Genomic DNA, 26,994 nt, shown 5'->3' on the forward strand with positions numbered 1-26,994 from the left:
TGAAACGGTCCGGTCGGATACCCATCTCCTGTCCTCGCACAAGGAGAGCAGAATGCAGTTGAACACCCTCGTCGCGCGGGGGCGCGCGATCGCAGCCGGCCGCATGCTGGCGGGGATGGATCAGGAGACGCTGGCGGCCGAGGCGGGGCTGTCTCCCTCCACCGTCTCGCGGATCGAGCTGGGCCGCCGCACCGTCCGCCCGCAAAGCCTGCGCGCCGTCCGCGAGGCGCTGGAGCGGCGTGGCATCGACCTGACGCTCAACGACCGCACCGGGCACCACGCCGCCGGCACCAGCTTCGCCTGATCCACGCACGCGCGGACGGCCCCCTGCCGCGGCCGGTGCCCGCCGGACGTGGCGCGGGTGGCCCGGGGGAGGCGCAGGAGCCGCCCGCGGTGCCAGGCGGGCAACTCCGCCGGGGGTGGCGTCCGTGCCGCACCGCAACCGGATGGCGCCGCAGCCGCTAGGCCCCTGCGCGCCCCAGTGCGCCAGGAGGCCCGCAGCGTGATTCCGATGATCCCCCTCGCCACCGCGCGGCTGCAGTTCCACGAGGGCTTCACCCTCGACGATGCGGTTCCGCTGGTTCCCTATTACCGGGCGCTGGGGATCAGCCATCTCTACGCCTCGCCGCTGCTGAAGGCGCGGCCGGGCTCGACCCATGGCTACGACATCGTGGACCCCACCCGGATCAATCCGGAGTTGGGCGGCGAGGAGGCGCTCCGGCGGCTGGTCGCGGCACTGCGGGCGGCCGGGATGGGGCTGATCCTGGACATCGTGCCCAACCACATGGGGGTGGGCGGCGCGGACAATGGCTGGTGGCTGGACGTGCTGGAATGGGGTCCGGCCTCTCCCTTCGCCGAGACCTTCGACATCGACTGGAATCCGCCCGACCCGGCGCTGCGCGGGCGGATGCTGGCGCCGTTCCTTGGCGGTCCCTACGGCACGGTGCTGGAATCCGGCGACCTCGCGCTGCACTTCGAGGCGGAGACGGGCAAGATCTTCGCCCAGTACTTCGAGCACCGCTTCCCGATCGCGCCCGCGACCTATGCCCGCATCCTGCGCGCGCCGGGCGAGCCCACGCTGCTGGGCCTCGCGCAGATCTTCGAGGGGGTGGGCGCCGCGGCCGAACGCGATGCGGCGCGCGCCGCGGCCGGGGTGGCGCTCGACGTGCTGGCGCGCTTCGCCGCCGGGCCGGAGGGGCAGCGCGCGGTGGCAGCGGCGCTGGCCTGCTTCGGCCCGGGGAGCCCGGAGGGGCGGGAGCGGCTGCACGGGCTGCTGGAAGCGCAGAACTACCGCCTCGCCTGGTGGCGGGCGGCCACGGACGAGATCAACTGGCGCCGCTTCTTCGACGTGACCAGCCTCGCGGGCCTCCAGGTCGAGCGTCCGCATGTGTTCGAGGCGACGCACGAGCTGATCCTGCGCCTCTACGCGGAGGGGCTGATCGACGGCGTGCGGGTGGACCATGTCGACGGCCTCGCCGATCCGCGCGCCTATTGCCGCAAGCTGCGGCGCCGGCTGGAGGCGGCGGGGAAGGAGCGGCCGGAGGGCGCGCCGAAGGGCCGGCCGCTGCTGGTGGTGGAGAAGATCCTCGCCCCACACGAGCGGCTGCGCGGCGACTGGAAGGTGGACGGCACCACCGGCTACAACTTCATGGACGAGGTGTCGGGCCTGCTGCACGACCCGGCCGGCGAGGCGCCGCTGACCGCGCTGTGGACGGAGCTGACCGGTCGCCCCGCCCGCTTCGAGGAGGAGGCGCGCGAGGCCCGGCGCCAGATCCTGCGCGAGAACCTGGCGAGCGAACTGAACGGCACCGCCGCCGCCCTGCACCGCGTCGCGGCGCACGACCTGGCGACCCGCGACTTCACCCTCACCGCGATCCGCCGTGCGCTGACCGAGGTGCTCGCGCATTTTCCCGTCTACCGCATGTACGTGAACGTCGCCGGCCGCACGGAGGAGGACAAGCGCATCCTCGACTGGGCGCTGGCCGGGGCGCGCCGCACGGTGCGGGCAACGGAGAGGCCGCTGCTCGACCTGCTCGACACCTGGCTGGGCGGGGAGTTGCCGCGCTCCCTGCCGCACGACCGGCGGCGCGAGCGCTGGCGGACGGCCGTGCGCTTCCAGCAGCTCTCCGCGCCCGTGGCGGCGAAGTCGGTGGAGGACACGGCCTTCTACCGCTACGGCCGGCTGATCTCGCGCAACGAGGTCGGCTCGGAGCCGAGCCATTTCAGCGAGACCCCGGCCGCCTTCCACGCCGATTGCCGCGACCGGGCGAGGCGCTTCCCGCACGAGATGCTGGCGACGGCCACGCATGACCACAAGCGCGGCGAGGACAACCGGATGCGCCTCGCCGTCCTGTCGGAGCGACCGGAGGACTGGGCGGCGGCGCTGCGGCGCTGGACGCGGCTGAATGCCGGGCTGAAGAAGCAGGTGGAGGACGGCCCGGCGCCCGACGCGACGGATGAGCTGATGCTCTACCAGACGCTGGTCGGCGCCTGGCCGCTCGACCTCGATCCGGCGGATGAGGCGGGGATGGAGGACTTCATCGGCCGCGTGCTGGGCTGGCAGGAGAAGGCGCTGCGCGAGGGCAAGCGGCGCAGCGAATGGGCGGTGCCGAACGAGGCGTATGAATCCGCCTGCCGCGACTTCGTGCATGCCATCCTCGACCCCAACCGGCCCAGCCGGATGCGCGAGGAGATCGCGAACTTCGCGTGGCGCCTGGCCCCGGCCGGCGCCGTGAACGGGCTGGCGCAGACCCTGCTCCGCTGCACCACGCCGGGCTTCCCGGATCTCTACCAGGGGACGGAGTTCTGGGACTTCTCGCTGGTCGATCCGGACAACCGCCGGCCCGTGGACTTTCCCGCCCGCGCGGCGGCGCTGGCGTCGGGCGAGGCCCCGGCGGCGCTGCTGGCGCACTGGAAGGACGGGCGGGTGAAGCAGGCGGTGATCGCCCGCGCCCTGGCGCTGCGCGGGCACCTGCCGGCGCTGTTCGGGGCGGGCGAGTACCTGCCGCTGGAGGTGCAGGGCGAACGGGCCGCGCATGTCCTGGCCTTCGCCCGCCGTCAGGGCGCGGCGATGGCGGTGGTGGCCGTCACCCGCCTGCCCTCGCCGCTGCTGGGCGAGGCGAGCCTGCCGCTGCCGCCCGCCGAGGCCTGGGGCGACACGGCGGCGGTCCTGCCCGCCGAGGCGCCGGCGCTGCGCGATGTGCTGAACGGCGGCGAGGCGCCCGGGCGGGACGGGCGGCTGGCGCTGGCGGCGCTGTTCCGCACCCTGCCGGTGGCGCTGCTGGCGAGCGGCTGACGTGCTCTCCTGGAACCGTCACGGCTCCTGCGGGTCGTGGCGCAGCCCTTCGCGCTCGAAGCGGGCCATGTACTCCGCCAGGTAGTCGATCACCGCGCCCACCACCTTCGCCCCCTTCTCCGGCGTGGCGCGGGCGGGGCCGCCGGTGGCGCCGTGCGCGGTCAGCTCGTCGAAGGTCCAGATCTCCTTCACGAAGGGGTCGGTCTTTGGGACCATCCCCCGCGCGTGCTGCATGTGCATCAGCTCCGGAAACAGGGCGAGGCCGACTGAGCTTTCCACCTCCCCCGCATGGCCCCAGCCGTTCCAGACCTCGAAGGTCTCGGGCGGCAGGAACTTCGGCACGATCACCCACCAGTCGAACACCGCGAGCGACATGGCGGGGTGCGCCACCTTCACCTCGCGCGCCGCGATCTCGGCGCAGGGAATGTTGCCGTCATGGCCGTTGAGGATCAGCACCCGCTCGATGCCCCAGTGGTGGAAGGAGAGCAGCAGGTCGCGGATCACCCGCACCACCGTGTCGGAGGAGAGCGAGAGGCAGATCGGCTTGTGCCGGTAATGGTCGCTCATCCCGAAGTTCAGCGGCGGCGCGACCACGGTGGCCGTCAGACGCTCCGCCACCCGCAGCGCCAGGGCATGCGCGGTCAGGGCGTCCGTGCCGAAGGGCATGTGGTCGCCATGGCTCTCGCAGGCCCCGATCGGCAGGATGGCCGTGGTGAAGCCCCCCGCCTGGAAGTCGCGGGTGTTCAACGCCTCCAACCGAACCTGGCGCGTCATGGCCCTGCCCTCCTCCGTTCCTGGGCAGCATCCCCTGCCGGGCCGGCGACGGTCCAGTGCGCCTTGCGACAGGAGGCATGGCCGGGGGGCCTGGAACGCAGGCGGCCCGCATGGCAGGAAGCGACAGGATGAGAGGGAGCTTGCCGCGATGCGCACATGGCTGGCCGTGCTGGGGATTGTTCTGCCGTTGACCCTCCCCCTGGCCGGGACGCAGGCGCAGCAGCCGGGCCAGACGCCACCCGGCGGACCGCCCCATGCCTTCCTCTTCGGCTCCTGGACCGGCGGCATCTTCCCGGCCGCCGACAGCGAAGGCGCGACATGCTTCCAGCAGCCCACGGTGATCTTCACCCGGGACGTGGTGATGCGCGTCTCCTCGCTCGACGTCGCGTACCGGCAGCGCTTCGTCGACACGGTGACACCGCGCCCGGATGGCGGGGTGGATATCCGGCTGGTGGCGCCGCAGGCCTCCGTGCCCATGGTCGGCGGCCGCGTCCCCCCCGATGCGGGCTTCAGCTGCCCCGACCCCGCCCTGCTGCGGGTGGAACGGTTGGGGCCGGACACGATCCGCTTCCCGGACTGCGCCGAGTTCCCGGCCCCCCTGCGCCGCTGCGTCACCCCGCGCTGACGCGGGGGGCGATGCGAATGGCGCTGACGTCGCCGCCGCACTGATGAAAGGCTGCGTCACGGTGGCCCGGTTCGGCCTGGCCGGCGCGTCGACGGCCGCCGGGCTGCCCGCCTGACCACACCGCACGGAGCGATGCGGAGGTGATACCGACAGCGGGATGAGTTGACCCGTGGTGCTGTGGTGTTCCGGCGGTGGCACCGGGAGGGGACGCCGTCCCCTCCCAGACCCTCCCCTGCCGGGGCCACAAGCGGGCCCCGGTCCCCGCTGGGAGTTGGTTCCGTATGGTGGCGTCAGCCTGCGGGCTGAAGCCTGACGGAACACGGATAGGCGGGACTCTGAAAAAGCATCACAGGCGTCAGCGAGGGCGGCGGCCGGTCCCGCCGAGGAGCATGGCTCCTCGGCGCCTCGACCCCGTCGCAGGCTGTCCCGCGGCAGCGCTGATCGGGTCCAGGGCCCGCAGGGTCCTGGCGGAGTGGGGGTATCGGGGGCGAGGCGGAGCCTTGCCCCCGGGCCACCGGTACCACGCCGGCAGGCGTCAGCGCATCCCGCCGCGCGGATCAGGCACCTCCGGCATGCGCGGGGCCTTGAGGGCGGCCGGGCCGACCGCCCGGCCTGGTGCGTCAGACCTTCTCGACCTGCGCGTATTCCAGCTCCACCGGGGTGGCGCGGCCGAAGATGGAGACGGAGACCTTCACGCGGCCGCGCTCCTCGTCCACCTCCTCCACCGTGCCGTTGAAGCTGGTGAAGGGCCCGTCGGCGACGCGGACCTGCTCGCCCACCTCGTAGACGACGGAGGGGCGGCGCGGCTTGTCCACCGTCTCCTGCACCTGCTTCAGCATGCGCTGCGCCTCGGCCTCCGGGATGGGGCTGGGCTTGTTACGGGCGCCGAGGAAGCCGGTGACCTTGGGCGTGTCCTTGACCAGGTGCCACGCCTCGTCGGTCATCTCCATCTTCACCAGCACGTAGCCGGGGAAGAACTTGCGCTCGGCATTGACCTTCTGGCCGCGGCGGACCTCGACCACCTCCTCGGAGGGCACCAGCACCTCGGCGAACTTGTCCTCCAGGCCCTTCTGCCGGGCCTGCTCCTGGATCTGCTCGGCGATCTTCTTCTCGAAGCCCGAATAGACGTGGACGACGTACCACTTCATGGCGGCCATGGCCGAATGCTCCCGTGTCTCGTGCCCTGCAACCGGCCGCGCCCGCACCCGGCCGGGGCCGGGGGGCGGCGACCGCGCGGGCCGCTCAGCCGAATCCGAACAGCAGGCTCATGGCCAGCTGGATGAGCTTGTCCACCACCAGGAAGAAGATCGCCGCCACGGTCGAGAGGGCAAGCACCAGCCCGGTGGTGATCAGCGTCTCCTTGCGCGAAGGCCAGGTGACGCGGCTGACCTCCTGCCGCACCTCGCGGATGAACTGGACAGGATTCAAGCTGGCCAAGGGCGGCCTCTCCAAACGCTTCGCGGGCGGCGCCGCAACCGGCACCGCCCGGGGATGATGCCACGCGGCAGGGAGGGGTGGCAGGGGCGGAGGGTCTCGAACCCCCAACCTCCGGTTTTGGAGACCGGCGCTCTAGCCAATTGAGCTACGCCCCTGCAGGGCCAACCCGGCCACGCGAGGCCGGTCCTATAGGTCAGCCCGGGCGTCCTGTCGAGGCCGGGAGGCCGGGTTCGGCACGAGGTCCCGGATGGTCCCGTCAGGGTTTCAGAGCGGCGACGTCCCGGACGGACGGCGCCTCAGACAGGCGGCTGCACCCGCACCACGAGGGTCCGGCCCAGCTTGTCGTGCCAGCCCTGCCGCCGCGGGTCCCACAGCACCCAGAGATAGCCCAGCCCCATGGCCAGGGCCGAGACCACATAGCCGAGGCAGCGCAGGACCAGCTGTCCCATCGATGGCGCGCCACCCGTCGCCGCGTCCACGATGCGCAGCCCCATGATCCATTTCCCTGGCGTCGCACCGCGGCCGGCCCAGAACAGCAGCACGGTCAGGAGCAGGATCAGCTTCACCAGGTCGTGGCTGCCCGGCGACAGGCCCGCTCCGCCGCGCACCAGGCTTCCCAGCAGGAGCAGGAACAGGGCGAAGGGCAGCATCCAGACGGCGTCCGCCAACTGGGCCAGCAGGCGGCGGCCGAAGCCCGCCAGGGGCCGGCCGGCGGGATCCAAGCGGCCGTCCATGCGCCCTCCGGATTCCGTTCGCCCCGGATGGGACCACCGGGCGGGCGCCGCTGTCCAGCCATCGGGCCGGATGCGAAAAGGGCGGGAGGCCGCCAGGCCCCCCGCCCCTTTGCGTCAGGTCAGGCCGGGCGGGTCAGGCCGCGATCGAGGCGACGACGCCGGCGCCGACGGTGCGGCCGCCCTCGCGGATGGCGAAGCGCAGGCCCTGGTCCATGGCGATGGGCGCGATCAGCTCGACGTCCATGGCGACGTTGTCGCCCGGCATCACCATCTCCACCCCTTCCGGCAGCTTCACGATCCCCGTCACGTCCGTCGTGCGGAAGTAGAACTGCGGCCGGTAGTTGGTGAAGAACGGCGTGTGGCGCCCGCCCTCCTCCTTCGTCAGGATGTAGGCCTCGGCCTTGAACTTCGTGTGCGGCGTGATCGAGCCGGGCTTGGCCAGCACCTGCCCGCGCTCCACGTCCTCACGCTTCGTCCCGCGCAGCAGCGCGCCGATGTTGTCCCCCGCCTCGCCGCTGTCCAGCAGCTTGCGGAACATCTCCACGCCCGTCACCGTCGTCTTGACCGTGTCCTTCAGGCCCACGATCTCGACTTCCTCGCCGACCTTGACGATGCCCCGCTCCACGCGGCCCGTCACCACCGTCCCGCGGCCCGAGATCGAGAACACGTCCTCGATCGGCATCAGGAACGGCAGGTCCTTCGGGCGCTCCGGCTGCGGGATGTAGGCGTCCACCGCCTCCATCAGCTTCAGGATCGCCTGCTCGCCGATCTCCGGCTGCTTGTCCTCCAGCGCCATCAGCGCCGAGCCGTGGATGATGGGAATGTCGTCGCCCGGGAACTGGTAGGAGGACAGCAGCTCGCGCACCTCCATCTCCACCAGTTCCAGCAGGTCCGGGTCCGCCATGTCCACCTTGTTCAGGAACACCACCAGCGCCGGCACGCCCACCTGCCGCGCCAGCAGGATGTGCTCGCGCGTCTGCGGCATCGGGCCGTCGGCCGCCGAGACCACCAGGATCGCGCCGTCCATCTGCGCAGCCCCCGTGATCATGTTCTTCACGTAGTCGGCGTGGCCAGGGCAGTCCACGTGCGCGTAGTGCCGGTTCGCCGTCTCGTACTCCACGTGCGCCGTCGAGATCGTGATCCCGCGCGCGCGCTCCTCCGGCGCCTTGTCGATCTGGTCGTAGGCCGTGAAGGTCGCCCCACCCGCCTTCGCCAGCACCTTCGTGATCGCAGCCGTCAAAGACGTCTTGCCGTGGTCAACGTGCCCGATCGTCCCGATGTTGCAGTGCGGCTTGTTCCGCTCGAACTTCGCCTTCGCCATGGTGGTGCTCGATCCTCGTGCAGCGCGCCCGGGGGCTGGGCCCTAGGCGGTTGTTTGGGGGGCGGTCTAGAGGGTGCTTCCGGGTCCTGGAGCGGGTGACGGGAATCGAACCCGCACAACCAGCTTGGAAGGCTGGGGCTCTACCATTGAGCTACACCCGCCGCCGGACCAGGAGCGTGAGATATGGAGGGGGTTGGATTTGAACCAACGTAGGCGCTAGCCAACGGATTTACAGTCCGTCCCCTTTAGCCACTCGGGCACCCCTCCGCATGGCTCCCGTCCGGCGGGAGCCGGCGGACTATCCGACAAGCCGGGGCGGTGTCAATCGGACCCCCGGCAGGAAGCTGCGATCCGCCGCGGGACATGCCCTTGTGGCGCGCCGCACGATGCGCAGGATGCCGCCATGGCTCCCCCCCGCCGGCCCCAGGGCCCGAACCGCCCCCGCCCCTCCGCCCCAGGCGGCGCCTCCGCCGGCGGCGCAGGACGCCCGCCCGGTGGCCGTCCGCCCGGTAGCTTCCCGTCCGGTGGCTTCCCGTCCGGTGGCTTCCCGTCCGGTGGCCGCCAAACCGGTGGCCGCCCGCCGCGCGACGGCCGGGCGGCGGAACCCGCCGCCGCCGAGGCCATGCGCGGCGCAGCGCGAGAGGGCACGCGCCCCGGCCGCGGCGATGCCCCGCGCGGCAAGGGCGGTGCCGCGCCGCGGGGTGCGGCCGGCCCCGCCCCGCAACGGCGCCACGGCGCGGAGGACGCCCCCTCGCCCCGCCCCATCCCGGCGCGCGCCCAGGGCGGCCCGCCGCCGGGCCTGGCGGATCGGGCGGAGCCCGGCACCCACTGGCTCTACGGGCTGCACGCGGTCGCGGCCGCCCTGGCCAATCCGCGCCGCGGGGTGAAGCGCCTGCTGCTGACCGCCGAGGCCGAGGCCGCGCTGGTCGAGCGCCTGCCGAAGCCCTGGCGCGTCCAGGCGGAGCGCGTCGAGGACCGCACCCGCTTCCACAGCTTCCTGCCCGAGGATTCGGTGCACCAGGGCGCGGCGCTGCTGGTCCATCCCCTGCCCAACGCCCGGCTGGAGGAGGCGCTGGCCGCCTCGCCCGGCCCGGTGCTGCTGCTCGACCAGGTGACGGACCCGCGCAACGTCGGCGCCATCCTGCGCTCGGCGGCGGCCTTCGGCGCGGCGGCGGTGGTCATGCAGGACCGCCACGCGCCGCCCGAGACGGGCGCCCTCGCCCGCGCCGCCTCCGGCGCGCTGGAGGTCGTGCCGGTGGTGCGGGAGGTGAACCTGTCGCGCGTGATCCAGCTGCTCCAGGGCAAGGGCGCCTGGGTGCTGGGGCTGGTCGGCGAGGCCACCCGCACCCTGGCCGAAGCCGCCCCGCGCGACCGCCGCGCCGTGCTGGTGCTGGGGGCGGAGGACAGCGGCCTGCGCCGGCTGCAACGCGAGACCTGCGACGAGCTGGTGCGCCTGCCCATCGCCCCGGCCATGGAGAGCCTGAACGTCGCCGCCGCCGCCGCGGTGGCGCTGTACGAATTGGCGCGCGGCGACTAGCGGCACGGCCGGACGAAGAACGGAACGGGAGGGACAGGCATGGCCGATCCGCTGGAATCCATCCTCGCCGCGCGGCGCGCGGTGGCGATCCTGGCCCCGGTGCCGCCGGGGGATGCCCCGGCCGACCTCGCCGCCGGCTATGCCCTGCAGCGGCGCCTGGCGGAGCGGTGGGGCGAGGTGCCGCCCGCCGGGTTCAAGATCGGCGCCACGGCGCAGCACATGCAGCGCTACCTCGGGCTGGGCGGGCCGGTCGCCGCCTTCGTCGGCCGCTCCGGGCTGCGCGAGCGCGAGGGTAGCTTCCGCTTCGCGGACCATGTCGAGCCGGGGGTGGAGTGCGAGATCGGCCTGCGCCTGGCGCGGGACATCCCCTTCGGCACGCATGCCCCGGCCTCCCTCGCCGATTCGGTGGGCGAGGTCTTCGCCGCGATCGAGGTGGTGGACCGCCGCTACAACGATCTCGGCCTGCTCGGCACGCCGATGCTCGTGGCCGACCAGGTCTTCCATGCCGGCGGTGTCACCGGCGCGCCGGCCCCCGGCTGGCGCGCCCTGGACCTGGCCGGGACGCGCGGGCACATCGAGGTCGACGGGAGCTTCGTGCATGAGGGCCTGGGCGCCGAGCTGCTCGGCCATCCGCTGAACGCCCTGGCCTGGCTCGCCGGCTCCGGCGCAGCCGAGGCCTTTGGCGGGCTGCGGGCGGGGCAGGTGGTATTCCTGGGAAGCGTCACCCCGCCGATCTGGCTGGAGGGTCGCTGCACCGTCCGGGCTGCCTTCGAGGGGCTGGGCGAGGCCGTCGCGCGCTTCGAGTGAGGGAGCGGCCGTCCGCGGAAGGGGCGGTTAACCTTTCCCGGCGATGATGCCGTCGCGACCCGTTTCGGGCGAAGCATCGGCCAGGACGGCCAGCCCAGAGGGAAACAACCCATGCGGCCCTTCGAGTGGCAGTCCCTGAGCGACGACCTGCAACTGACCCTGTCGCGGGAGGCACTGCGCCACGCGGCGGAAACCCTGGCTGGCCATGCCGAGATGCTGGCGGTGGAGATGGAGGCCGGCACGCTGCTGGACCGTGGCGGGCCCGACGCGCTGCGTCTCTTCGCCGCGGTGGTGCGGGCCACCAACGCCGAGGCGATGGTCCCGGCGGGCCATGCGTGACAGCCCTCCGACGCGCTTGAGAAAGGCTGCCGCCGGGTCTAGACCGCGCGCGGGGCCGGGTTAGCACAGCGGTAGTGCAGCGGTTTTGTAAACCGAAGGTCGGGGGTTCGATCCCCTCACCCGGCAGTTCCGGCCGAGCCCGGCGGCGGCGCAGCCCCTCGGCCGCTCGTGTTCTTGTGCGTCGCCTCGCCGGCAGCGGGCGTTAGGCTGGTGCCAGACCCGCCGGAGGAGTCGATGCAGGATCAGGACCGGATTCGCGAGCGCGCTTATGCCATCTGGGAACGCGAGGGCCGCCCGCATGGCCGCGATGCCGACCATTGGGACCGTGCCCGCCAGGAAATCGAGGGCGGGGCGGAGCCCGGCCCGGCTCCGGTCGCCGCGCCGGCGGCGGAGGCGAAGCCCGCCAAGCCCCGCCGCAAGGCCGCCATCCGGGTGGAAGCGCCGGTCGCGGAATCCCTCGCGGCCGAAGCCGCCCCACGCCGTCGCGTCAGCCGCAAGAAGGAGACGTAGCGCCTCCCCGGCCTCAGCTCCGCGCGGCGCGGCGCTTCCTCGCCGCGGGGACCATCTGGCCGCCGCGCTCGGCGATGGCCATCCGCACCCGGCGCAGGGCGGGGCCGCCGTTCCGTGCCATGCGGGGGGCCAGGCGTTCCGGCGCGTGGTCGCTCATGGGTCCGAACTCGGCATGCAGCATCGTCACGCCGGCGACGTTGGAGAAGGCGCCACGATTGCCCGTGTCCAGGTAGCTCTCCGCCGGGACGCCCTCGGCCAGGATGGCGTCATGCGCCTCCAGTTCGACATGGAAGTAGGTCACGCGGGGCCAGCCGCTTTCCTGCACCACGCCCACCCCGTCGATCAGCAGCTTCACGGGGATCAGCGCGCCTTCCAGCCACAGCGCATGATCAGGGCTCAGCAGCAGGTCGCGCACCGGCTGGTTCTCGCCCAGCGCACCGGCGCGCACCCGGACGGGCTGCACCTTCTCGGGCTGCGGATGGCGCTGCAGATCCACCTGGCGCCAGCCGACCCAACGGACCCGGCCATAGCCCGCGCGCAGGCCCGAGACGGTGGGCAGGATGTCGCCCGGCTCGATCTCCTCCACGGGGACCTCGCCGCGCCAAGTGGTCAGGCGGGTGCCCTCGACGAAGCATTCGACGCTCTCGGCCGCCCCGGGCCTTCCCGCACGCTGCTTCGACATGCCCGCGACCTCCGCCGATTACCGGGCCCGACGGCCTCGGCAGGGTTCTTCATTAAGGGCGAGCAATCCGCTGAAATACACCTGTTTGGATGGACCTGCCGCAGGGCGTGCCACGCCCCGCCGGTTTCCCTGTCCCCGGTGCGGCGTGCCGGCGCGACAGGCCGCCCGGCTCAGCCGTCGGCGCGCGGCAGCCAGGGGATGCGCGCGATCTCGATGCCGTCGTCGCGAAGCTCCTCGGCCTCCGTGTCGCTCGCCTCGCCGTAGATGCCGCGCCGCTCGCTCTCGCCGGCATGCATGCGGCGCGCCTCCTCGGCGAAATCGCTGCCGACATAGTCGCAGTTCTTCTCGACCTCGGCCCGCATCCGCTGCAGCAACGCGATCATCTGCGCCGGCAGGGGGCCGGCCGCGGCCGCCTGGCCATGGGCCGGAACCTGGCCCGGGGCGGGGGCCGCAGCGGGGGGCGGGGCCGGCGGCACGTCGGGCACCGGATCGGCGCGGCCCTTGGCGATGGCCGGGGCCATCAGTGCGCGCTGCACCTGGGTGCCGCCGCAGACGGGACACTCCACCATTCCCGCCCTGGCCAGCTTGTCGAAGCCCGCGCTGTCCTTGAACCAGCCGTCGAAGGCATGGCCCCCGTCACAGCGCAACTGGTAGTGGATCATTCCTGTTCCGTCTCGGTCCCGGCCGTCATCGGGCCGCCAATCTGGCACTTGCCATGCCGCAGAGCCACCACGCCCCGCGGCGCTCAGGCAGAAAGAAGCGCATCCAGCTTGCCCGCCCGCTCCAGCGCGGCGAGGTCGTCGGACCCGCCGATCGCCTGCCCGTCGATGAAGATCTGCGGCACGGTGGTGCGCCCGCCGGAGCGCCGGATGGCGTCCTCGCGGGCCGTGGAACCGTGCGGCGCGTCGAATTCCTCGAAGCTGGCGCCCTTGCGCGACAGCAGCGCCTTGGCGCGCGCGCAATAGGGGCAGAAGGGGGTGGTGTAGATCTCGACCTTGGCCATGCGCTGCAAGTCGTTCCGGAACATGGCGCGGTCAAGGCGTGCCGGACGCATCGCCGGCAGGATCGCCATGCTGCCGCATCGGGCCGACCGGCCGCGGCCTTGGGCGAAGGCCCTTCACTCGCCCCGCCGGGGGCCACCCGAGGGCGCCGCATCGCGCGAGAGGGCGGGGTCCGGCACCCGCGCCGCCGCCAGCACGTCCACCCCGGACACCCCGGCGGCGCGCAGCGCCTCGGCACAGGCCCCCGCGGTGGCGCCGCTGGTCAGCACGTCGTCGATCAGCAGCACGCGCCGGCCCCGCACCCGCGCCGCGCCGGCGGCGGTGAGGACGAAGGCACCCCGCAGCACCGCCGCCCGCTCCTCGGCACCGCGATCGTCGAGGGAGGGGGTGGCGCGGGCGCGGCGCAGGGCGTCCGGCAGCCAGGGCGTTCCGGAAAGCCGCGACAGCCGGGCCGCCAGCAGCGCCGCCTGGTTGTAGCGCCGCCGCAACAGCCGCCGCCAGTGCAGCGGCACGGGCAGCAGCAGCTCGGCCCTGGCCAGCAGCGGCGCCCCCGCCCGCGCCATGTGGCGGGCGATCGGCCCGGCGAGGTCGGGCCGATCGGCGTGCTTGAACGGCAGCAGCAGGCGCTTCGCCCCCTCGCCATAGGCGAAGGCCGCCCGCGCCGTGTCCCAGGGTGGCGGCCGCTCGGCGCAGCGCGGGCAGACCGGCGCGGCGCCGCCCTCCGCGCGAAGGCCCTGGCCGGCATGCAGGAAGGGCACGCCGCAGCGGGCGCAGAGCGGCTCGCCGATCAGGTGCAGGCCGCGGAAGCAGTCCGCGCAGAGCGTGCCGTGCGCCGTCACGGGCGCGTCGCAGGTGAGGCAGTGCGGCGGCAGCAGCGCGTCCAGCACGCCGATCCCTGCGCGCCCGGCCAGCCGGCGCAGCGCCGCGGGGGCCGCCTGCACGGGGGCCAGGAGTCTCATCCGCCGCGGCGTTCCAGCGCGAGCCCGTAGAGATGCAGGTGCCGTGCGGGGGATGGGCCAGGGATGTCGATGGCATGGATCGCTCCCGCCGGCAGGGCCAGGCCCCGGCCGGGCTCCACCATCCGCTCCTCGCGCAGGACCGGGGCCTCCCCGCGCCTGGGCGGATCGAAGAGGCGGTTCCGCTCCTGCCCCTCCAGCGCCACCAGCACGGCCCAGCCGGGGTGGTCGTGCGGGGGGGTCGAGACGCCCGGCGACAGCGCGTTGAGATGCAGCGAGAAGCGACCGTCCGGGTCCTCGCTGAGGTGGTAGCGGCGCGCGCGCGGCGGCGGGCCATGCGGGGCGGGGAAGGTCTCCACGGGGAAGAGTTCCGGCCGGGCGGCCAGGGCGAGCATCTCCTCCAGGATCGCGCCGAGCCCGTCCGGGGTCGGACCGCGCGCGGCCTCGATGGCGCGGATGCGGGCGATGGCCGCGGCGACCGCGTCCATCCGGTCCAACATGATCGCGGTGGAGAGCATGGTCCGTTTCCTGCCCCGCCGCGCCGGATCGCGCCAGGGGTGCGGCGGCATCGGCGGCGCGCATTCCCGCCGCCCTCGCACCCCCGGGCCTCCCCCCTGGCGCCACGCAGCCCGCCGGTCCATCTCCGGGGCATGTCCTCCCCAGCCTTGATCTTCGACCGCCGGCTGCACCGGCTCCGCCGCGACCGCGCCGCCCGCACGGTGGATCGCGTCGCCCCGGTGCTGGAGGAGGCGGCGGACCGGCTGCTCGACCGGCTGGACGACACGACGCACCGCTTCGCCCGGGCGCTCGACATCGGCGGGCGCGGGGCGGTGGCGCCGCGACTGAAGGCGCGCGGGATCGGCACGGTGGTCTCGCTCGACCTCTCGGCCGGCATGGCGGCGCGGGCGGGCGGGCTCGCCGTCTGCGGCGACGAGGAATGGCTGCCCTTCGGCGCCGGCACCTTCGACCTGATCGTGGCCAGCCTGTCGCTGCACTGGGTGAACGACCTGCCCGGCGCGCTGATCCAGCTCCGCCGCGCCCTGGCGCCCGACGGGCTGTTCCTGGCCAGCCTGCCGGCGCTGGGGACGTTGCAGGCCCTGCGCGAGTCGCTGGCGGCGGCCGAGTCGGCGCTGCGTGACGGCGCCGCGCCGCGCGTTTCCCCATTCCCCGAGGTGGTGGACGGCGCCGCCCTGCTGCAACGCGCGGGCTTCGCCCTGCCGGTGGCGGATGCGGAGGGCATCGCGCTGGCCTATCGCGACCCGCTCGCCCTGCTGCGCGACCTCCAGGCGGCGGGCGAATCCAACGCCGTGCTGGCGCGCGACCCGCGGCCGGTGCCCCGCGCGCTGTTCCCTGCCGCGCTGTCGCGGCTGCCCGGCGCAGACGGCACCACGCCCGTCACGCTGCGGTTGCTGACGTTGACCGGCTGGGCCCCCGCTCCGGACCAGCCCAAGCCCGCCCCGCGCGGCAGTGCCAATGCCCGGCTGGCCGATGCGCTGGGCACGGTGGAGCGGGGCGCGGGCGAGACGGCCGGCCCGGGTCCCGCCGTCCCCTACTCGAAGCGGTAGCGGGCGTAGAGCATGGCCCGCAGCTCGTTCCAGTCGGCCGCCTTGTCGTAGCGGAGCAGGCCGCCGATGCGGAAGTTCGGCGTCACGGCATACTCCGCATCGGCCCGCAGCCCGCCGACGAAGCCGGTCTGCGTCTGCCCGGCATAGTAGGCGGAGACGGTCGGGTCCGCTGCCGCCGCGGCGACGGCCTGCGCCTGCATCGACGGGTTGTTGGGGAAGAGCGGCGATCGGTCCTCCTTGAAATAGGCGATGCCGACCTGGGCCCCGAGGCGATAGGCTAGGTTGCCGGCGCGCCCGCGGTAGTCGATCGGGATATTGGCGGCGGCATAGGTCTGCGGGCTGAAATAGCCGCCCTGGCCCAGGGTGAAGAAGCGCAGGTTCTTGTCGTAGCCGAGATAGACGAGGTCGAGGCCCGTGGTCAGCTCGGCATCCGGCTGCCGGAACAGCGGCGTGGCGAAGCCTGCCCCGCCCTCGAAGCGCGTGTTGTCGGCCACCCCCTGCCCTTCCAGGGTGGAGTAGCCGCCGCCCACATAGAAGTTCGTCCGGCCGGAGGTGAACTCCACCTGGCCACGGCCGGTGTTGCGGACCACGCCGCCCCAGATCAGGCCGGTGGAGGGATCGCGTGACCCGGCCCAGGAGAGCAGGCTGTCCGTCATCGCCCGCCGCTCGCCGGTGATCCGCAGCCTGGCATTGGCGCCCAGCGGCGGCGAGATCTCGACGCCGCCCAGGATGTTCTCCTGCCGGAAGCCCAGCGGCGTCGTGCCGATATCCGCCGAGAACCAGCCGCGCTGATAGGCCAGCCCCAGCGCCACGCCGGAGGCGGTGGTGTCCTGCGAGCGGAACCGGTCGGCGGTCGTGGTCAGGATGTTGACGCCGGGTCCGGGCAGGCTGAGCGGGTTGGTGCCGAAGGCCCGCAGCGCGGCGGTGTTGCTGCCGAGCTGCCCGGAATCGATGGTCACCGCCTGCGCCCGCAGCGTCAGGCGCCCGCCGACGCCCGGCAGCACTGCCGAGCCCTCCGCCGTGCCGCTGAACTCGCGCAGCCGGTCGGTGCCGGCGGTGCCGGAACGCACGCGCGTCCCCAGATTGCCCAGCACGTAGGGCGCGGCCTCGCTGCGGACGTCCGCCAGCTCGCGGTTGATGTCGGCCAGCATCGTGTCGGCCGGCGCGCCGGTGGATACGGGGGTCAGCGGCGTGCCGCCGCCGGCCAGGGCGACACGGCGGAAGGGGTTCTGCGACACCGGCCCGGGACCGGCCGCGATGGGGGGGCTGGCCGCCTCCTCCTGCGCCGCGGCGCCGAGCTGGGCCCGGCGCTGCTCCGCCGCCCGCTCCAGCGCCGCCCGGGCGCGCAGCAGATCGCCGGAGGCACGGGCGTAGCGCGCCTCCAGCACGGCGATGCGCGGATCGTTCGGCGCGATGGCCCGGCCCTCGGCCAGCAGGCTCTCGACCCGGCCCCACTGCCGCTGGGCGATCGCGGCATCGGCCACGGCCAGCCGGGCATCGAGGTTGCGCGGCTCGCGTTGCAGCACCGCCTCGGCGATGCGCTGCGCCTCGCGCGGGTCGCGCGCGCCCTGGTAGAGGCGCGCCAGGGCCAGGTTCGCCGCCGGGTCCTGCGGGTTGGCGCGCAGCGCCGGCAGCAGCCGGTCGTAGCCGGCGGCCTGGTCCCCGGCCTCGTTGGCCTCGTCGGAGGCGCGGATCGCCAGCCCGGTCTGGAGCCCGGCGACCTGCCGCCGGTCCTCCGCGCTCAGCCGCGGATCGGCCTGGACGGAACGGATGACCTCCGTCGCCTCCGCCTGCTGCCCGGCATCGAGCAGCGCCCCGGCCAGGGCGATCCGGCCGGCCGGCGGCGCGCCGCGGTTCACCGCCAGAGCCACCCTCGCCGCCTCGGCCGCGCCGCGCGCATCGCCGATGCCGTTGAAGGCGCGCACCACGGCGGCCGGCACGGCGCCGGTCGGGTCGGGCCGCGCGGCGATCTCCAGCAGGCGCCGCCGGGTCTCCTCCGGCCGGCCGAAGCGGGCTGGCTCGACGGCCAGGGCGACCTCGCGCTCCACCCGCGTGGCGCGCAGCAGCCGGTTGGCATCGGCCGAGCGCAGCCGGTCCGGGATGCGCTCGAGCAGGGTGGCGGCCTCCGCCGAGCGGCCTTCCTCCTGCGCGAAGAGCGCGGCGGCGTAGAGGCTGTCCGCATCGCTGCGGGAGCTGGCCAGCTCGTCCATCAGCGCCCGCCCCTCGGCGCCGCGCCCCTGGCGGGCCAGGATGCGGGCCAGGTCCAGCCGGACCCAGGGGTTCGCGGGATTGGCGGCGAGCGCACCGCGCAGCAGCGCGGCCGCGGCCTCGGGGTCGGTGCTGCGCTGCGCCTCGTTGCGCAGCTGCTCCGCCCGGCTGGCGGCGGCGGCATTGGCGAAGACGCTGCCGCGACGCGCGGCCAGCTCCTCCGCCTCGGCGATCCGGCCCTGGGCCTGGAGCGCGTCGTAGAGGCCGGAGAGCGCCCCCGGCAGGTCCGGCCGGCGCGACAGCGCCGCACGGTAGCGCTGCTCCGCCCCGGCGGGGTCGCCACGGCGCAGGGCGATGTCGCCCAGCAGCACCTCCGCATCCGCCCGCTCGCCGGTATTGCCGCGGGCGATCCGCTGCAGGGTCTGCTCCGCCTGGTCCACCTGCCCGCGGGAGAGCTGGTTGCGGGCGACGTTCACCTCGCCCGTGAAGCTCGCCCCCTCCAGCGCGCGCCCCCATTTCTGCCGACCCTGCTGCGGGTCGGCGGCGATGGCGCGGGCGAGGAGCTGCCGGGCATCGGCATTGCGGCCCTGGCGCAGCCGCACGAGGCCGAGGCCGCCCAGCGCGTCGCCATCCTCCGGCACGCGCGCCAGGACCGCCTCGAAGGCCTGCTGCGCCGCGGCGGTGCGGTTGGCGTTCAGCGCCTCGAAGCCCTGCTGGCGCAACGCGCCCAGCTCGTCCTGCGGCGTGCGCGAGGGGTTCCGCGCCTCCGCCAGCCGTTGCTGCACCTGCTGGTCGTTGGGGAAGCGCTGCAGATAGGCTTCGAGGTCCGGTACGACCGACGGGCTGGCGCCACGCCAGAGCAGCGCGTCGCGCCAGGCGTTGCCGGCAGCCTGCGCCATCTCCGGGGTCTGCGCGAGCTGGCGCAGGCGGCGGATGCCCTCGTCCCGCGATGGCTCCCGCCAGGTCAGCATCTGCGCGTAGGAGAGCTGCAGCCGGCGGTCGCCCGGGTTGCGGTCGGCGAGGCGGCCCAGCGCGATGCGGGCCTCCTGGTAGCCATCCGGGGTGGCGGCCAGGGCGAGGTAGTACTCCGTCGCGAAGGCATCGGGCGGCGTGCTGCCCTGGAACAGCGTGCGATAGCGCGCCACCGCGGCCGCCGCCTGGCCGGACTGCGCCAGCCGGCGCGCCTCGGCCAGCTGGCCCTGGTCCACGGAGGCGCCGCGCACCGAAAGCTCGGTCCGGCCCAGGCGCGGATCGTTGGGTGCCACCTGGCGCAGCCGGCCCAGGGCGCGCTCGGCGGCGGCCCGGTTGCCCTGCTCGGCCTGGGCCGCGGCCAGTCCGGCCAGGGCCTCGACATTGTCCGGGTCGGAGGCCAGGACGCGTTCCAGCACCCGCACCACCTGGTCGAGGCGGTTCTGCGAACGCCAGAAATTCGCCTGGTCGAGCAGGACCTGGACGCCCCGATCCTGCGCCAGCGCTGCCGGCGCCAGGGCCGGCGCGACGAGGAGGGCCAGGGCGAGGCTGGCCGGGGGGGCGAGGCGGCGGGCCACGGGACGGCGCCGGGCGCCCGGCCGGGAGGGGCGGCCGCTCATTGCGTGCGCGCCCGCAGCCGGGCGGCGGACCGTCGCCGCAGCGACCAGTAGGCGGGAATCGCCAGCAGCACCGCCCCGCCGATCAGCAGCAGCAGCACCAGGTCGGGCCGGTCACCGAGATAGAGCTGCGGCCAGAGCCAGACGGGCAGCTCGCCGACCGAATAGGTCCTGCCCACCTGGAAGGAATCCACCCGCCCGCCCGAGAACCAGGCGAGATCGCCCTGGATGCGGGGCAGCTGCGCCGGATCGCGCAGGGCGGCGAGCATGCCTTCCATCCCCTCGGCCGTGGTGCCCGTCAGGATGACGACGGAGCGGCCCGGCTCCAGCGGGCTCTGCGTGGCCAGCAGCATCCCCTGCCCGTCGGCGGTGTTGGACAGGGTGGCGCTGAGGCGGTCGCGCTCCCGCGCCGCGTTGCTGGACTGGAACAGGTTGCGGAAGTTCTCCATCGGGGTCGGCAGCGCCACCGTCAGGCGGTTGCCTTCCAGCGTCACCGGCGATTCCCGCAGCAGGTTCGCGACCCCGCCCAGCCGCGGCAGCGGCCCGACCACCAGGAGGTCGTGGTTGGCCAGTTGCGGCAGCGCCCCCGGACGCGCCACGGTGATGTTCAGCGCGGGCAGGCCGAGATTGGCCGACAGCCGCCCCACCAGGGTCAGCGCCGCGGACAGCTCGATCGGGTTCGGCCGGTCCGGCAGCACCAGCGCCGTCTGCGACAGATCCGCATGGCGGCTGAAGGGAAAGCCGGAGCCCGCGAAGAAGGCGAGGTTCGGCAGCACGGCGTAGCGATGCGCGCGGGACAGGTTGATCGTGCTGTCCGGATCGACCGAGGCGCGGATGTCCCCCGGCACGGCCGTGCAGTCGCCGCGGTTCAGCGGCCGCATGTCGAAGCGAAGCTGCAGCTCGTTCTGGCCGAACAGCAGGTAGGGGGGCAGCCCCGCCGAGCCCTCGCCGCGGTCGGAGCCTTCCGGCAGGCCGAGGCGGCGGATGATCCAGTTCCAGGGCCAGGACGGATCGCCGGCACGCAGCGGCAGGGACTTCAGGTAGATGTCGTTCACGGAGACGTCGAGGCGCGACACGGACAGGTCCGCCACCGGCCCCGGCGGCGAGCGGTAGCGCAGCTGCACCGGCAGGGCGTGCTGCCGCCAGGTGTAGAGGTCCGGCGCCGTGCGGAAGGGCACGGCGATGTTGCCGGGCGCGAAGCCGAAGGACTGCAGCTCCGACGGGTCGACCAGCTCGCCGATGCGCACGGGCCGGTCGGAGGGGATCCAGCGCGGCGCGTCATAGGGCGCGCGCGCCGCGATCTGCGGCGGGGAGACGGTGACGGCCTGCCCCGATAGCCCGGCCCGCGAGACGGCGAGGGCCTGGGCGGCCGCCACGATCTCGGCGCCCGTGCGGCCGGTCACCACCAGCAGCAGCCCCGCCGCGTCGTTGGGGTTCGGCACCAGCACCAGGGTCGGCCCGTCCACCCGCGGCAGGTTGAGGCGCGCCGCCTGATCGCCCGCGGGGGCGATGACCACGGCGTTCCCCTGCGCCGGCAGGCTGGCGGAGGTGGGGAAGCTGGCACCGCGGTAGTCCGCCTGCACCGCGAACCAGGAGGAGGCGACGACCGCCGCGCGCAGCACGTCATCCGTCGCCCCGTCCGGCACCACCATGGGCAGCACCAGCGTGTCCCGCACCACGCGGGAATCGAAGAAGGGCTCCGGCAGCCGGGACAGGTCAGGCGCCAGCGGCAGGCGCTCGACCGTCAGGTGCAGGGTGGAGAGGTCGGAGACGGTCGCCCAGAGCAGGCCGGAGAGAGGGTCGTTGCACTCCACCGCGTACCGCCCGGTGAAGCGGAAGTTCAGGCGGTTGGTCTCGGCGAAGAAGGCCGGGTTGATCGGGAACTCCACCGGCCCGAAGTTCGGGCGCGCGCGGTCCGGGGTGATGGTGCCCACGAACTGCTCGTTCAGCGTCACCGCGATCTGCGACAGTTCCGGGATCAGCGCCGGGGAGCTGGCACCCTGCAGCACCAGCCGTGCCTCGGTCGCCACCTCGTCCGCGCGCAGGCCGAACAGCACGCCCTGCAGATCGGTCAGCCCGCGCAGCTGCATCGGGCTGCGCAGGCCGAGCTGGCGCAGGGTCCGGCTGACCTGCCGTGCGGTCGGGCTGGCCACCCGGGTCGCGGCGGGCGCGGCCTCCGGCACCACCACCTCGGCAGGCGCCGGCGCCGCGGGCACGGGCTCCACGACCGGGGGCGGGGCGGGCGTGGCCGGGGCCGCGGCAGGCGGCGGCGTGGCCGGCGCCTGCCGCTGCGCCCCGCGCTGGGCCTGGGCCATGGCGGGCGACAGGGCGAGACCGAGGCCGAGCAGCACCGCGGCGGCCCGCTGGGCCGAACGCGTCGGCGGACCCAGGCGCGGCGGCGGCGAGGCCGGCGGGCGGTTGCGGGCGGCGGCGCGGTTGCGGCGCAGGGAGATCTGGCTGTCGCCGCGGAACAGGCCACGGATGGACACCATCACCTCCCACAGGGCGCGCATCGGGCGGTCGCGCCGGACCTTGTCCCATTCCACCCAGCTATCGGCCCGGCCGAGGACGACACGGGTGACGTTGCCCTCGTCGCGCACGTTCTGCGGCGCGAAGCGGACCTGCATCCGGCCCTCCCGCCAGCGCAGCACCTGGGCCGGCAGGGCGATGCGCTCGTCGCCGATGGTCACCTCCAGCGCCACCAGCTCCCCGTCCTCGGCACCGGGGACCGCCGGGATCTCCAGCGCCGCGCCACCCAGGGAGAGGTCCAGCGTCCGCCCCTCGAAGCGCTGGCCGTCCGGCAGCACCACCGTCATGGGCAGGCGGGCGCCGACGCGGGCGCGCTCCCGCACCTGCCGCCGCTCGCGTCCCACGGCGATGCCGGCCAGCACGACGAACAGGGAGAGGAAGATCCACAGCGTGTTGAGCGCATAGGCCTGGAAGGGCAGCGTGCCGGGGGTGGTCGTGAGCATGCCCCAGATCCCCACGGCCAGGCCGATCGCCTGCACCACCGCCAGGACCGCATTCGGCCCCACGGCGCGCATGTCGAAGAAGCCCTCGTCCAGCACGCCGCCCTTGTCGGTCACGTTGAACTTGCCCTTGCGCGGGTCGAGCAGGGTGGTCACCACCACGGGCAGCAGCCACAGCGACAGCACGGTCTCGTAGATCTCCGACCAGAAGGAATGGCGCACCGCGCCCTGCAGGCGGCTGTTCGTCGCCACCGCATGGACCACGTGCGGTCCCGCATAGGCGACGATGGCCAGCGGCGAGGCCGCGATCAGGTTCTGCCCGAAGAGCAGGAAGGCGAGCGGCGCGGTGAGGAAGACGAAGCGCGGCACGGGAAAGAGGAAGTGCCACATCGAGGAGACGTAGCAGAGCCGTTGCGCCAGGCTCAGCCCCGGCCCGAAGAGCGGGTTCTCCACGCGGAAGATCTGCACCATGCCGCGGCCCCAGCGCATGCGCTGGCCGATATGCGAGACGAGGCGGTCGGTGGCGAGGCCGGCGGCCAGCGGCAGGCGGATGAAGGCGGTGTGCCAGCCCAGCCGCTGCATCTTGAGGGAGCAGTGGCAGTCCTCCGTCACCGTCTGGTGCGGCACGCCGCCGACCTGCTCCAGCGCCGTGCGCCGGATGACGGCGCAGGAGCCGCAGAAGAAGGCGGCGTTCCACAGGTCGTTGCCCGGCTGGATCAGCCCGTAGAACAGCAGCCCCTCATTGGGGATGCGCAGGCCGGAGGCGAGGTTCCGCTCGAACGGGTCGGGGCTGTAGAAGTGGTGCGGCGTCTGCAGCATGGCGATGCGCTCGTCGCGCAGCATCCAGCCCAGCGTCATCTGCGCGAAGGCGCGCACGGGGACGTGGTCGCAGTCGAAGATCAGGATGAACTCGCCCTTGGTCTTGCCCAGGGCGTGGTTGATGTTGCCGGCCTTCGCGCCCTTGTTGTCCGGGCGGATCATGTAGCCGCAGCCGATCTCCTCGCAGAAGGCGCGGAAATCCTCGCGCCGCCCGTCGTCGAGGACCATGACGTTCAGCTTCTCGCGCGGCCAGTCCATCGCCAGCGCACCGAAGATGGATGGCTTCACCACCGAGAGCGGCTCGTTGTAGCTCGGGATGAAGACGTCGAGCGTCGGCCAGGCGTCCAGGTCCTCGGGCATGGGCACGGGCTTGCGCTGCAGCGGCCAGACCGATTGCAGGTAGGAGAGCAGCAGCGCCACCACCGCGTAGAGCTCGGCCAGCAGCAGCCCGGTGCCGAGGAAGGTCTGCCAGAAGCCGGTGACGTCCAGCGTGTCGGTCAGCCGCCAGTAGAGGTAGCGGAAGGAGATGAGCACCGAGAGCATCACCAGGATGACCGGCGCCAGACGGCCCTTCAGCCGCGAGACGATCAGGAACACCAGGAAGCCGGCCACGGCGAGCCAGGCCTGCTGCTCCGCCCCCAGCGGCGCGACGATGAAGGGGATGCCCACCCAGAGCCCCAGCAGCACCAGGAGCCAGCGGCTGCGCGGCGCAGGCCCGGGCGTGCCGCGCAGGCCGCGCCCCGGGCGGCTTCCGCCCTGTCCGCCTGCCGTGGTCGTGGCGCTCATCGGCTTCCCCAGGCGTAGGTCTGGCCCTGCTGCGGCGCGGCCAGGGTTTCGTTGATGGCGGCCGTGACCTCGCGCAGGTCGGCGGCCGCACGGGAATGGGGTGCGTGGTCCAGCACCAGGCGCTGGCAGGCCAGGGCCTCCGCCACCACCTCCTCCCGGCCGACGGCGCCCAGCAGGCGCCAGCCGACATGGCGGGCGACGGCCTCCGCGGCGCTGCGCGAGAGGTTGGAGTCGAGGTTGACCGCGTTCACCACGACCCGCAGGCGCTGGCCGGCGGCCGTCCCGGCGACGCCGCCGCCCAGGAACCGCCCGCTCTCGATCTCGGGCACCAGGGCGGCGCTCATCGGCTCCGCGGCCAGGACGCAGACGATCATGTCCGCGATCGGCGCCAGGGCGGCCAGCGCCTGGGAGGGGCCGGGCGGCATGTCGGCCACGATGGTCAGCGCCCCGTCCGCCAGCAGCGCCCGCACCGGGCCGGTCAGCAGCTGCGGCTGGCGCTCCAGCGCCACGTCCAGCCCCAGCGCGCCGGTCATGTCGGAGGCCCCGTAGGGCAGCAGCACCACGCCGGAGCCGGTATGGCGCAGCGCCGGCCGCATGTCAGGCTGGCGCAGCAGGCTCCCCAGCCAGCCCTCCTGCTCGGCGATGGGGGCGCCGAAATGCAGGCGGAGTGCGTTCTGCGGATCGCAGTCGATGGCCAGGATGCGCCGCCCCGTCTGGCTCAGGGCATAGGCGATGTTGGCCGCCAGGGTGGTCTTGCCGACGCCCCCCTTGGGCGATGTGAAGCAGATCAGGGGCACCCGCCCGCTATCCCCGACCGGACCCGGTGGACGCGGCACCGCCGCCCATCGCCACGGACCGCAGCAGAGAGGAGACGCTGCCCTGTCCGGCGCCGGCCGGGGCCGCGGGGATCTGTCGCATCACGCTGTCCAGTTGCTCCAGCAAGGGGTAGTTCGCCGCCGGCCGCGGCGGCTGCGCGCCCGGCCAGGAGGCGGCGGGCGGCACGGGGAAGGGCTCGCGCAACGGTCCCCAGCCTGCCCCGGGCGGGGGCGGCACGGGGGCGGCGGGAGCCCAGCCCGGGGCCGGTGGCGGCCCCCAGCCCGGCGCGGGCGGCACGGCACCGAAGAAGGGGTAGGGCGGCGGCGCCTGGTTCCAGGGCGGCGGTGGCGGCGCCCAGCCCCGGGGGGGCTGCTGTGGCCAGGCCGGCGGCGCGGGCTGGGGCGACGCGGGGGGCGGCCAGCCGGGGGGCGGGGCCGCATAGGGAAAGGGTCCCTCCGGCGCGGGCGGCATCGCGGCGCCCGGCGGCTCCTGGGGCATCTGCGCCGGGCCGGGCGGCGGCGGAACGGGCTGGAACGGGTCGGGCGTGACCAGGTGCAGCGGCGTGACGGGGGCTGCCGCCGGCGTGGCGGCGAGGCGATCCAGCTGCTCCTGGGCCCGCGCCTCGGCCATGGCCGCGTCCAGCAGGGGAAAGGGCTCCGGCGACGCCGGGGGGGCTGCCGGCGTCACCTTCCGGACAGCCTCGTTGCCGAAGCTGCGGTAGCGGATGGCTGGAGCTCCGAGAGCCGCCGCCACACGTGTCACGTCCGTCTCATCCGCCATGGGCGACTCCAGCAGCGGAGCAACGATGCCTTGCTAACCTTAAGCGAGAAATACCCATCATCTCCACAACCCTTCTGTTGGGAGGTGGAGCAGCGGAACATCTGCCCGGAACCGGACCGCTCATGGATGGGGCCTCCCGGTCTCTGCGGCCGCCACCATCGCCAGCAACGACAGGACGGCGGAGTAGTAGTCGGGATGCTCCACGGGCGGGGCGAAACGCCCCTCCCCCCGCGACCCGGTCACGAACTGCGCCACCGCGACGATGCCGGGCGAGGCAGGATGCGGCGCCACCGGCCCCCCGTGCAGCTCGACCCAGGCGGGGACGGGCACGCTGCCCCCCCGACCCCAGTGCGTCGACCAGAACTGCGCTGGGCCGGAACAGCCCGGCTCGTCCGGCAGCCCGGCCCAGGCGAGCCAGAGAGGGACGCGCACGGCATCGTAGGAGAAGCGCGCCGGCCAGCCCGACGCGGCGGTGACCGGTCCGCCGTCATGCGGGACGGCGACCCAATCGGCCGGAAGGCCCCATGGGCCGAGGCAGGCATCGCGCAGCAGGCGTACCCCGTCGACGGCCAGCGGCAGCCAGGCCGAGTCGGGCGAGCCGCGCGCGACCAGGCGCAGCAACGGCAGGGCGTAGTAGGACGGGTTCACCACCGTCTCGTCCGTCCGCTCGAAGCCGCGCGCGCCCGGCAGCAGCAGGGTGCGCCCGGCCACGCGGCGGATGCAGAGCCGCAGCAGGTCGGCCGCGACCTGACGCCCCTCGGCGACCCAGTCGGGGCGCGACCACGCCTGGCCCGCCGTGATCAGCGCCGCGGCGACGAAGAGGTCCCCGTCGGAGGCGTTGTTGTCGTCCATCACCTGGCCGGTGGCGGGGCTCCAGTGCCAGGCATGCAGGGCGTCGCCGCGGCGGCGCAGATGCCGGCGGGTCCAGGCGGCGATGGCGCCAAAGCGTGCGCGGTCGTCGGCCTGCAGCGCCAGGAGCATCCCCAGCCCCTGCCCCTCGGAATGCGAGATGCCGGCATTGCCGGTATCCACCACCCGGCCATCGGGCATGACGAAGCGGGCCGCGAACTCCTCCCATGCGGCATGGAGGCGGCGCACGCCACGCGGTCCGGCATCATCGTTCCGTTGGCTGAGGGCCAGCAGCGCGGTCATGATGCGGTGGCCGAGGGGATGCCCCCGGCGATCCGGATCGGTGCAATCGGCGGTTTAACGCACACCGTAATAGTTTGCCGCAAAATGCATGAAATGCTATGGTGTTTTCGCAACAAGTCACAAAAATGAAAACGCCCCCGCTTCGATCACACATCCCGGCCGGACACAGATTGACCGTGGCGTGAGGCGGGCCCTAGCGTGACCACCGATGCGTTTCCGCTGTCCCGCCGCACGACGCGCCGCCCGCGCGGCCTGCCCTCCCTCCGCAGGCCGGCAGCCACCCGGGCGGACCGGG

At 73.9% G+C, this 26,994-nt stretch carries 23 protein-coding genes and 4 tRNA genes; 9 read left to right on the top strand and 18 right to left on the bottom strand.

Features of this window, described 5'->3' with window-relative positions; translation table 11 throughout:
- The first annotated feature begins 52 nt into the window (after window positions 1-52).
- A complete protein-coding gene (locus LPC08_RS14770; protein WP_230449008.1) occupies window positions 53-304 on the top strand; it encodes a helix-turn-helix domain-containing protein in 252 nt (83 codons plus the stop codon).
- A gap of 207 nt (window positions 305-511) precedes the next feature.
- Complete coding sequence (gene treY / locus LPC08_RS14775; protein ID WP_230453084.1) at window positions 512-3,295, top strand: malto-oligosyltrehalose synthase; 2,784 nt, start codon at window positions 512-514, stop codon at window positions 3,293-3,295.
- Between the two features lie 18 nt (window positions 3,296-3,313).
- On the opposite strand, the gene LPC08_RS14780 is transcribed toward treY, so the two are convergent.
- Window positions 3,314-4,069, bottom strand: a complete 756-nt coding sequence (locus LPC08_RS14780) for a creatininase family protein (protein ID WP_230449009.1) — start codon at window positions 4,067-4,069, stop codon at window positions 3,314-3,316.
- A 148-nt stretch (window positions 4,070-4,217) separates the two neighbouring features.
- Here LPC08_RS14780 and LPC08_RS14785 point away from each other — a divergent pair, with 148 nt between their 5' ends.
- A complete protein-coding gene (locus LPC08_RS14785; protein ID WP_230449010.1) occupies window positions 4,218-4,694 on the top strand; it encodes a hypothetical protein in 477 nt (158 codons plus the stop codon).
- A 620-nt stretch (window positions 4,695-5,314) separates the two neighbouring features.
- On the opposite strand, the gene nusG is transcribed toward LPC08_RS14785, so the two are convergent.
- The 7 genes from nusG to LPC08_RS14820 form a co-directional block, all read right to left on the bottom strand.
- Window positions 5,315-5,851 carry a transcription termination/antitermination protein NusG gene (gene nusG, locus LPC08_RS14790; protein ID WP_230449011.1) on the bottom strand — a complete coding sequence of 179 codons (537 nt, stop codon included), beginning with the start codon at window positions 5,849-5,851 and terminating at the stop codon, window positions 5,315-5,317.
- Between the two features lie 85 nt (window positions 5,852-5,936).
- Window positions 5,937-6,131 (bottom strand): preprotein translocase subunit SecE, encoded by a 195-nt coding sequence (secE, locus tag LPC08_RS14795; protein ID WP_230449012.1) that lies wholly within the window; start codon window positions 6,129-6,131, stop codon window positions 5,937-5,939.
- Window positions 6,132-6,209: 78 nt separating this feature from the next.
- Window positions 6,210-6,286, bottom strand: a tRNA-Trp gene (locus LPC08_RS14800).
- 141 nt (window positions 6,287-6,427) lie between these two features.
- Window positions 6,428-6,865 carry an RDD family protein gene (locus tag LPC08_RS14805; RefSeq protein ID WP_230449013.1) on the bottom strand — a complete coding sequence of 146 codons (438 nt, stop codon included), beginning with the start codon at window positions 6,863-6,865 and terminating at the stop codon, window positions 6,428-6,430.
- A gap of 133 nt (window positions 6,866-6,998) precedes the next feature.
- Window positions 6,999-8,186 carry an elongation factor Tu gene (gene tuf, locus LPC08_RS14810; RefSeq protein ID WP_230449014.1) on the bottom strand — a complete coding sequence of 396 codons (1,188 nt, stop codon included), beginning with the start codon at window positions 8,184-8,186 and terminating at the stop codon, window positions 6,999-7,001.
- A gap of 87 nt (window positions 8,187-8,273) precedes the next feature.
- Window positions 8,274-8,347: transfer RNA gene (locus LPC08_RS14815), tRNA-Gly, on the bottom strand.
- A 23-nt stretch (window positions 8,348-8,370) separates the two neighbouring features.
- Window positions 8,371-8,453: transfer RNA gene (locus LPC08_RS14820), tRNA-Tyr, on the bottom strand.
- Window positions 8,454-8,808: 355 nt separating this feature from the next.
- Between LPC08_RS14820 and rlmB the strand changes: the two genes are divergently transcribed.
- The 5 genes from rlmB to LPC08_RS14845 all read left to right on the top strand — a co-directional run bounded on the left by rlmB (window position 8,809) and on the right by LPC08_RS14845 (window position 11,379).
- Entirely contained in the window at window positions 8,809-9,723 is a 915-nt protein-coding gene (gene rlmB / locus LPC08_RS14825; RefSeq protein ID WP_230449015.1) for a 23S rRNA (guanosine(2251)-2'-O)-methyltransferase RlmB, read from the top strand.
- 39 nt (window positions 9,724-9,762) lie between these two features.
- A complete protein-coding gene (locus LPC08_RS14830; protein WP_230449016.1) occupies window positions 9,763-10,530 on the top strand; it encodes a 2-keto-4-pentenoate hydratase in 768 nt (255 codons plus the stop codon).
- 111 nt (window positions 10,531-10,641) lie between these two features.
- Window positions 10,642-10,869: a hypothetical protein gene (locus tag LPC08_RS14835; RefSeq protein WP_230449017.1), complete on the top strand. Its 228-nt coding sequence runs from the start codon at window positions 10,642-10,644 to the stop codon at window positions 10,867-10,869.
- A gap of 54 nt (window positions 10,870-10,923) precedes the next feature.
- Window positions 10,924-10,995: transfer RNA gene (locus tag LPC08_RS14840), tRNA-Thr, on the top strand.
- 108 nt (window positions 10,996-11,103) lie between these two features.
- Complete coding sequence (locus tag LPC08_RS14845; protein WP_230449018.1) at window positions 11,104-11,379, top strand: DUF2934 domain-containing protein; 276 nt, start codon at window positions 11,104-11,106, stop codon at window positions 11,377-11,379.
- A 13-nt stretch (window positions 11,380-11,392) separates the two neighbouring features.
- Here LPC08_RS14845 and LPC08_RS14850 read toward each other — a convergent pair whose 3' ends face one another.
- The 5 genes from LPC08_RS14850 to LPC08_RS14870 form a co-directional block, all read right to left on the bottom strand.
- On the bottom strand, window positions 11,393-12,061 hold the full coding sequence (locus tag LPC08_RS14850; RefSeq protein WP_230449019.1) for a Hint domain-containing protein: 669 nt from the start codon (window positions 12,059-12,061) through the stop codon (window positions 11,393-11,395).
- 170 nt (window positions 12,062-12,231) lie between these two features.
- Window positions 12,232-12,723 carry a DUF1178 family protein gene (locus LPC08_RS14855; RefSeq protein ID WP_230449020.1) on the bottom strand — a complete coding sequence of 164 codons (492 nt, stop codon included), beginning with the start codon at window positions 12,721-12,723 and terminating at the stop codon, window positions 12,232-12,234.
- Window positions 12,724-12,806: 83 nt separating this feature from the next.
- On the bottom strand, window positions 12,807-13,064 hold the full coding sequence (gene grxC, locus LPC08_RS14860) for a glutaredoxin 3 (RefSeq protein ID WP_230453085.1): 258 nt from the start codon (window positions 13,062-13,064) through the stop codon (window positions 12,807-12,809).
- A gap of 114 nt (window positions 13,065-13,178) precedes the next feature.
- Window positions 13,179-14,021 carry a ComF family protein gene (locus tag LPC08_RS14865; RefSeq protein ID WP_230449021.1) on the bottom strand — a complete coding sequence of 281 codons (843 nt, stop codon included), beginning with the start codon at window positions 14,019-14,021 and terminating at the stop codon, window positions 13,179-13,181.
- Window positions 14,018-14,536: a cysteine dioxygenase family protein gene (locus tag LPC08_RS14870; RefSeq protein ID WP_230449022.1), complete on the bottom strand. Its 519-nt coding sequence runs from the start codon at window positions 14,534-14,536 to the stop codon at window positions 14,018-14,020. The genes LPC08_RS14865 and LPC08_RS14870 overlap by 4 nt, the downstream gene beginning before the upstream one ends.
- Before the next feature lie 132 nt (window positions 14,537-14,668).
- Here LPC08_RS14870 and LPC08_RS14875 point away from each other — a divergent pair, with 132 nt between their 5' ends.
- On the top strand, window positions 14,669-15,583 hold the full coding sequence (locus tag LPC08_RS14875) for a methyltransferase domain-containing protein (protein WP_230449023.1): 915 nt from the start codon (window positions 14,669-14,671) through the stop codon (window positions 15,581-15,583).
- Here LPC08_RS14875 and LPC08_RS14880 read toward each other — a convergent pair.
- The 5 genes from LPC08_RS14880 to LPC08_RS14910 form a co-directional block, all read right to left on the bottom strand.
- Complete coding sequence (locus tag LPC08_RS14880) at window positions 15,568-19,338, bottom strand: cellulose biosynthesis protein BcsC (protein WP_304622029.1); 3,771 nt, start codon at window positions 19,336-19,338, stop codon at window positions 15,568-15,570. The two genes, LPC08_RS14875 and LPC08_RS14880, sit on opposite strands and share 16 nt — an antisense overlap.
- 38 nt (window positions 19,339-19,376) lie before the next feature.
- Window positions 19,377-23,951 carry a UDP-forming cellulose synthase catalytic subunit gene (gene bcsA, locus LPC08_RS14895; protein WP_230449024.1) on the bottom strand — a complete coding sequence of 1,525 codons (4,575 nt, stop codon included), beginning with the start codon at window positions 23,949-23,951 and terminating at the stop codon, window positions 19,377-19,379.
- Window positions 23,948-24,748 carry a cellulose synthase operon protein YhjQ/BcsQ gene (locus tag LPC08_RS14900; protein ID WP_230449025.1) on the bottom strand — a complete coding sequence of 267 codons (801 nt, stop codon included), beginning with the start codon at window positions 24,746-24,748 and terminating at the stop codon, window positions 23,948-23,950. Before LPC08_RS14900 ends, bcsA begins: the two co-directional genes overlap by 4 nt.
- A 7-nt stretch (window positions 24,749-24,755) precedes the next feature.
- The gene (locus LPC08_RS14905; RefSeq protein ID WP_230449026.1) at window positions 24,756-25,547 is read right to left on the bottom strand and encodes a hypothetical protein; all 792 of its coding nucleotides are present in this window, start codon (window positions 25,545-25,547) and stop codon (window positions 24,756-24,758) included.
- Between the two features lie 120 nt (window positions 25,548-25,667).
- Complete coding sequence (locus LPC08_RS14910; protein ID WP_230449027.1) at window positions 25,668-26,699, bottom strand: family 8 glycosyl hydrolase; 1,032 nt, start codon at window positions 26,697-26,699, stop codon at window positions 25,668-25,670.
- Window positions 26,700-26,994: the final 295 nt, after the last annotated feature.

The sequence above is a fragment of the Roseomonas sp. OT10 genome, assembly GCF_020991085.1.
In the GTDB taxonomy this organism is placed as follows: domain Bacteria; phylum Pseudomonadota; class Alphaproteobacteria; order Acetobacterales; family Acetobacteraceae; genus Roseomonas; species Roseomonas cutis.

Coding starts and splice junctions, on each gene's coding strand:
- LPC08_RS14770 (WP_230449008.1), top strand. CDS start 53: ATGCAGTTGAACACCCTCGTCGCGCGGGGGCGCGCGATCGCAGCCGGC.
- treY (WP_230453084.1), top strand. CDS start 512: ATGATCCCCCTCGCCACCGCGCGGCTGCAGTTCCACGAGGGCTTCACC.
- LPC08_RS14780 (WP_230449009.1), bottom strand. CDS start 4,069: ATGACGCGCCAGGTTCGGTTGGAGGCGTTGAACACCCGCGACTTCCAG.
- LPC08_RS14785 (WP_230449010.1), top strand. CDS start 4,218: ATGCGCACATGGCTGGCCGTGCTGGGGATTGTTCTGCCGTTGACCCTC.
- nusG (WP_230449011.1), bottom strand. CDS start 5,851: ATGGCCGCCATGAAGTGGTACGTCGTCCACGTCTATTCGGGCTTCGAG.
- LPC08_RS14805 (WP_230449013.1), bottom strand. CDS start 6,865: ATGGACGGCCGCTTGGATCCCGCCGGCCGGCCCCTGGCGGGCTTCGGC.
- tuf (WP_230449014.1), bottom strand. CDS start 8,186: ATGGCGAAGGCGAAGTTCGAGCGGAACAAGCCGCACTGCAACATCGGG.
- rlmB (WP_230449015.1), top strand. CDS start 8,809: ATGCGCGGCGCAGCGCGAGAGGGCACGCGCCCCGGCCGCGGCGATGCC.
- LPC08_RS14830 (WP_230449016.1), top strand. CDS start 9,763: ATGGCCGATCCGCTGGAATCCATCCTCGCCGCGCGGCGCGCGGTGGCG.
- LPC08_RS14835 (WP_230449017.1), top strand. CDS start 10,642: ATGCGGCCCTTCGAGTGGCAGTCCCTGAGCGACGACCTGCAACTGACC.
- LPC08_RS14845 (WP_230449018.1), top strand. CDS start 11,104: ATGCAGGATCAGGACCGGATTCGCGAGCGCGCTTATGCCATCTGGGAA.
- LPC08_RS14850 (WP_230449019.1), bottom strand. CDS start 12,061: ATGTCGAAGCAGCGTGCGGGAAGGCCCGGGGCGGCCGAGAGCGTCGAA.
- LPC08_RS14855 (WP_230449020.1), bottom strand. CDS start 12,723: ATGATCCACTACCAGTTGCGCTGTGACGGGGGCCATGCCTTCGACGGC.
- grxC (WP_230453085.1), bottom strand. CDS start 13,064: ATGGCCAAGGTCGAGATCTACACCACCCCCTTCTGCCCCTATTGCGCG.
- LPC08_RS14865 (WP_230449021.1), bottom strand. CDS start 14,021: ATGAGACTCCTGGCCCCCGTGCAGGCGGCCCCCGCGGCGCTGCGCCGG.
- LPC08_RS14870 (WP_230449022.1), bottom strand. CDS start 14,536: ATGCTCTCCACCGCGATCATGTTGGACCGGATGGACGCGGTCGCCGCG.
- LPC08_RS14875 (WP_230449023.1), top strand. CDS start 14,669: ATGTCCTCCCCAGCCTTGATCTTCGACCGCCGGCTGCACCGGCTCCGC.
- bcsA (WP_230449024.1), bottom strand. CDS start 23,951: ATGAGCGCCACGACCACGGCAGGCGGACAGGGCGGAAGCCGCCCGGGG.
- LPC08_RS14905 (WP_230449026.1), bottom strand. CDS start 25,547: ATGGCGGATGAGACGGACGTGACACGTGTGGCGGCGGCTCTCGGAGCT.
- LPC08_RS14910 (WP_230449027.1), bottom strand. CDS start 26,699: ATGACCGCGCTGCTGGCCCTCAGCCAACGGAACGATGATGCCGGACCG.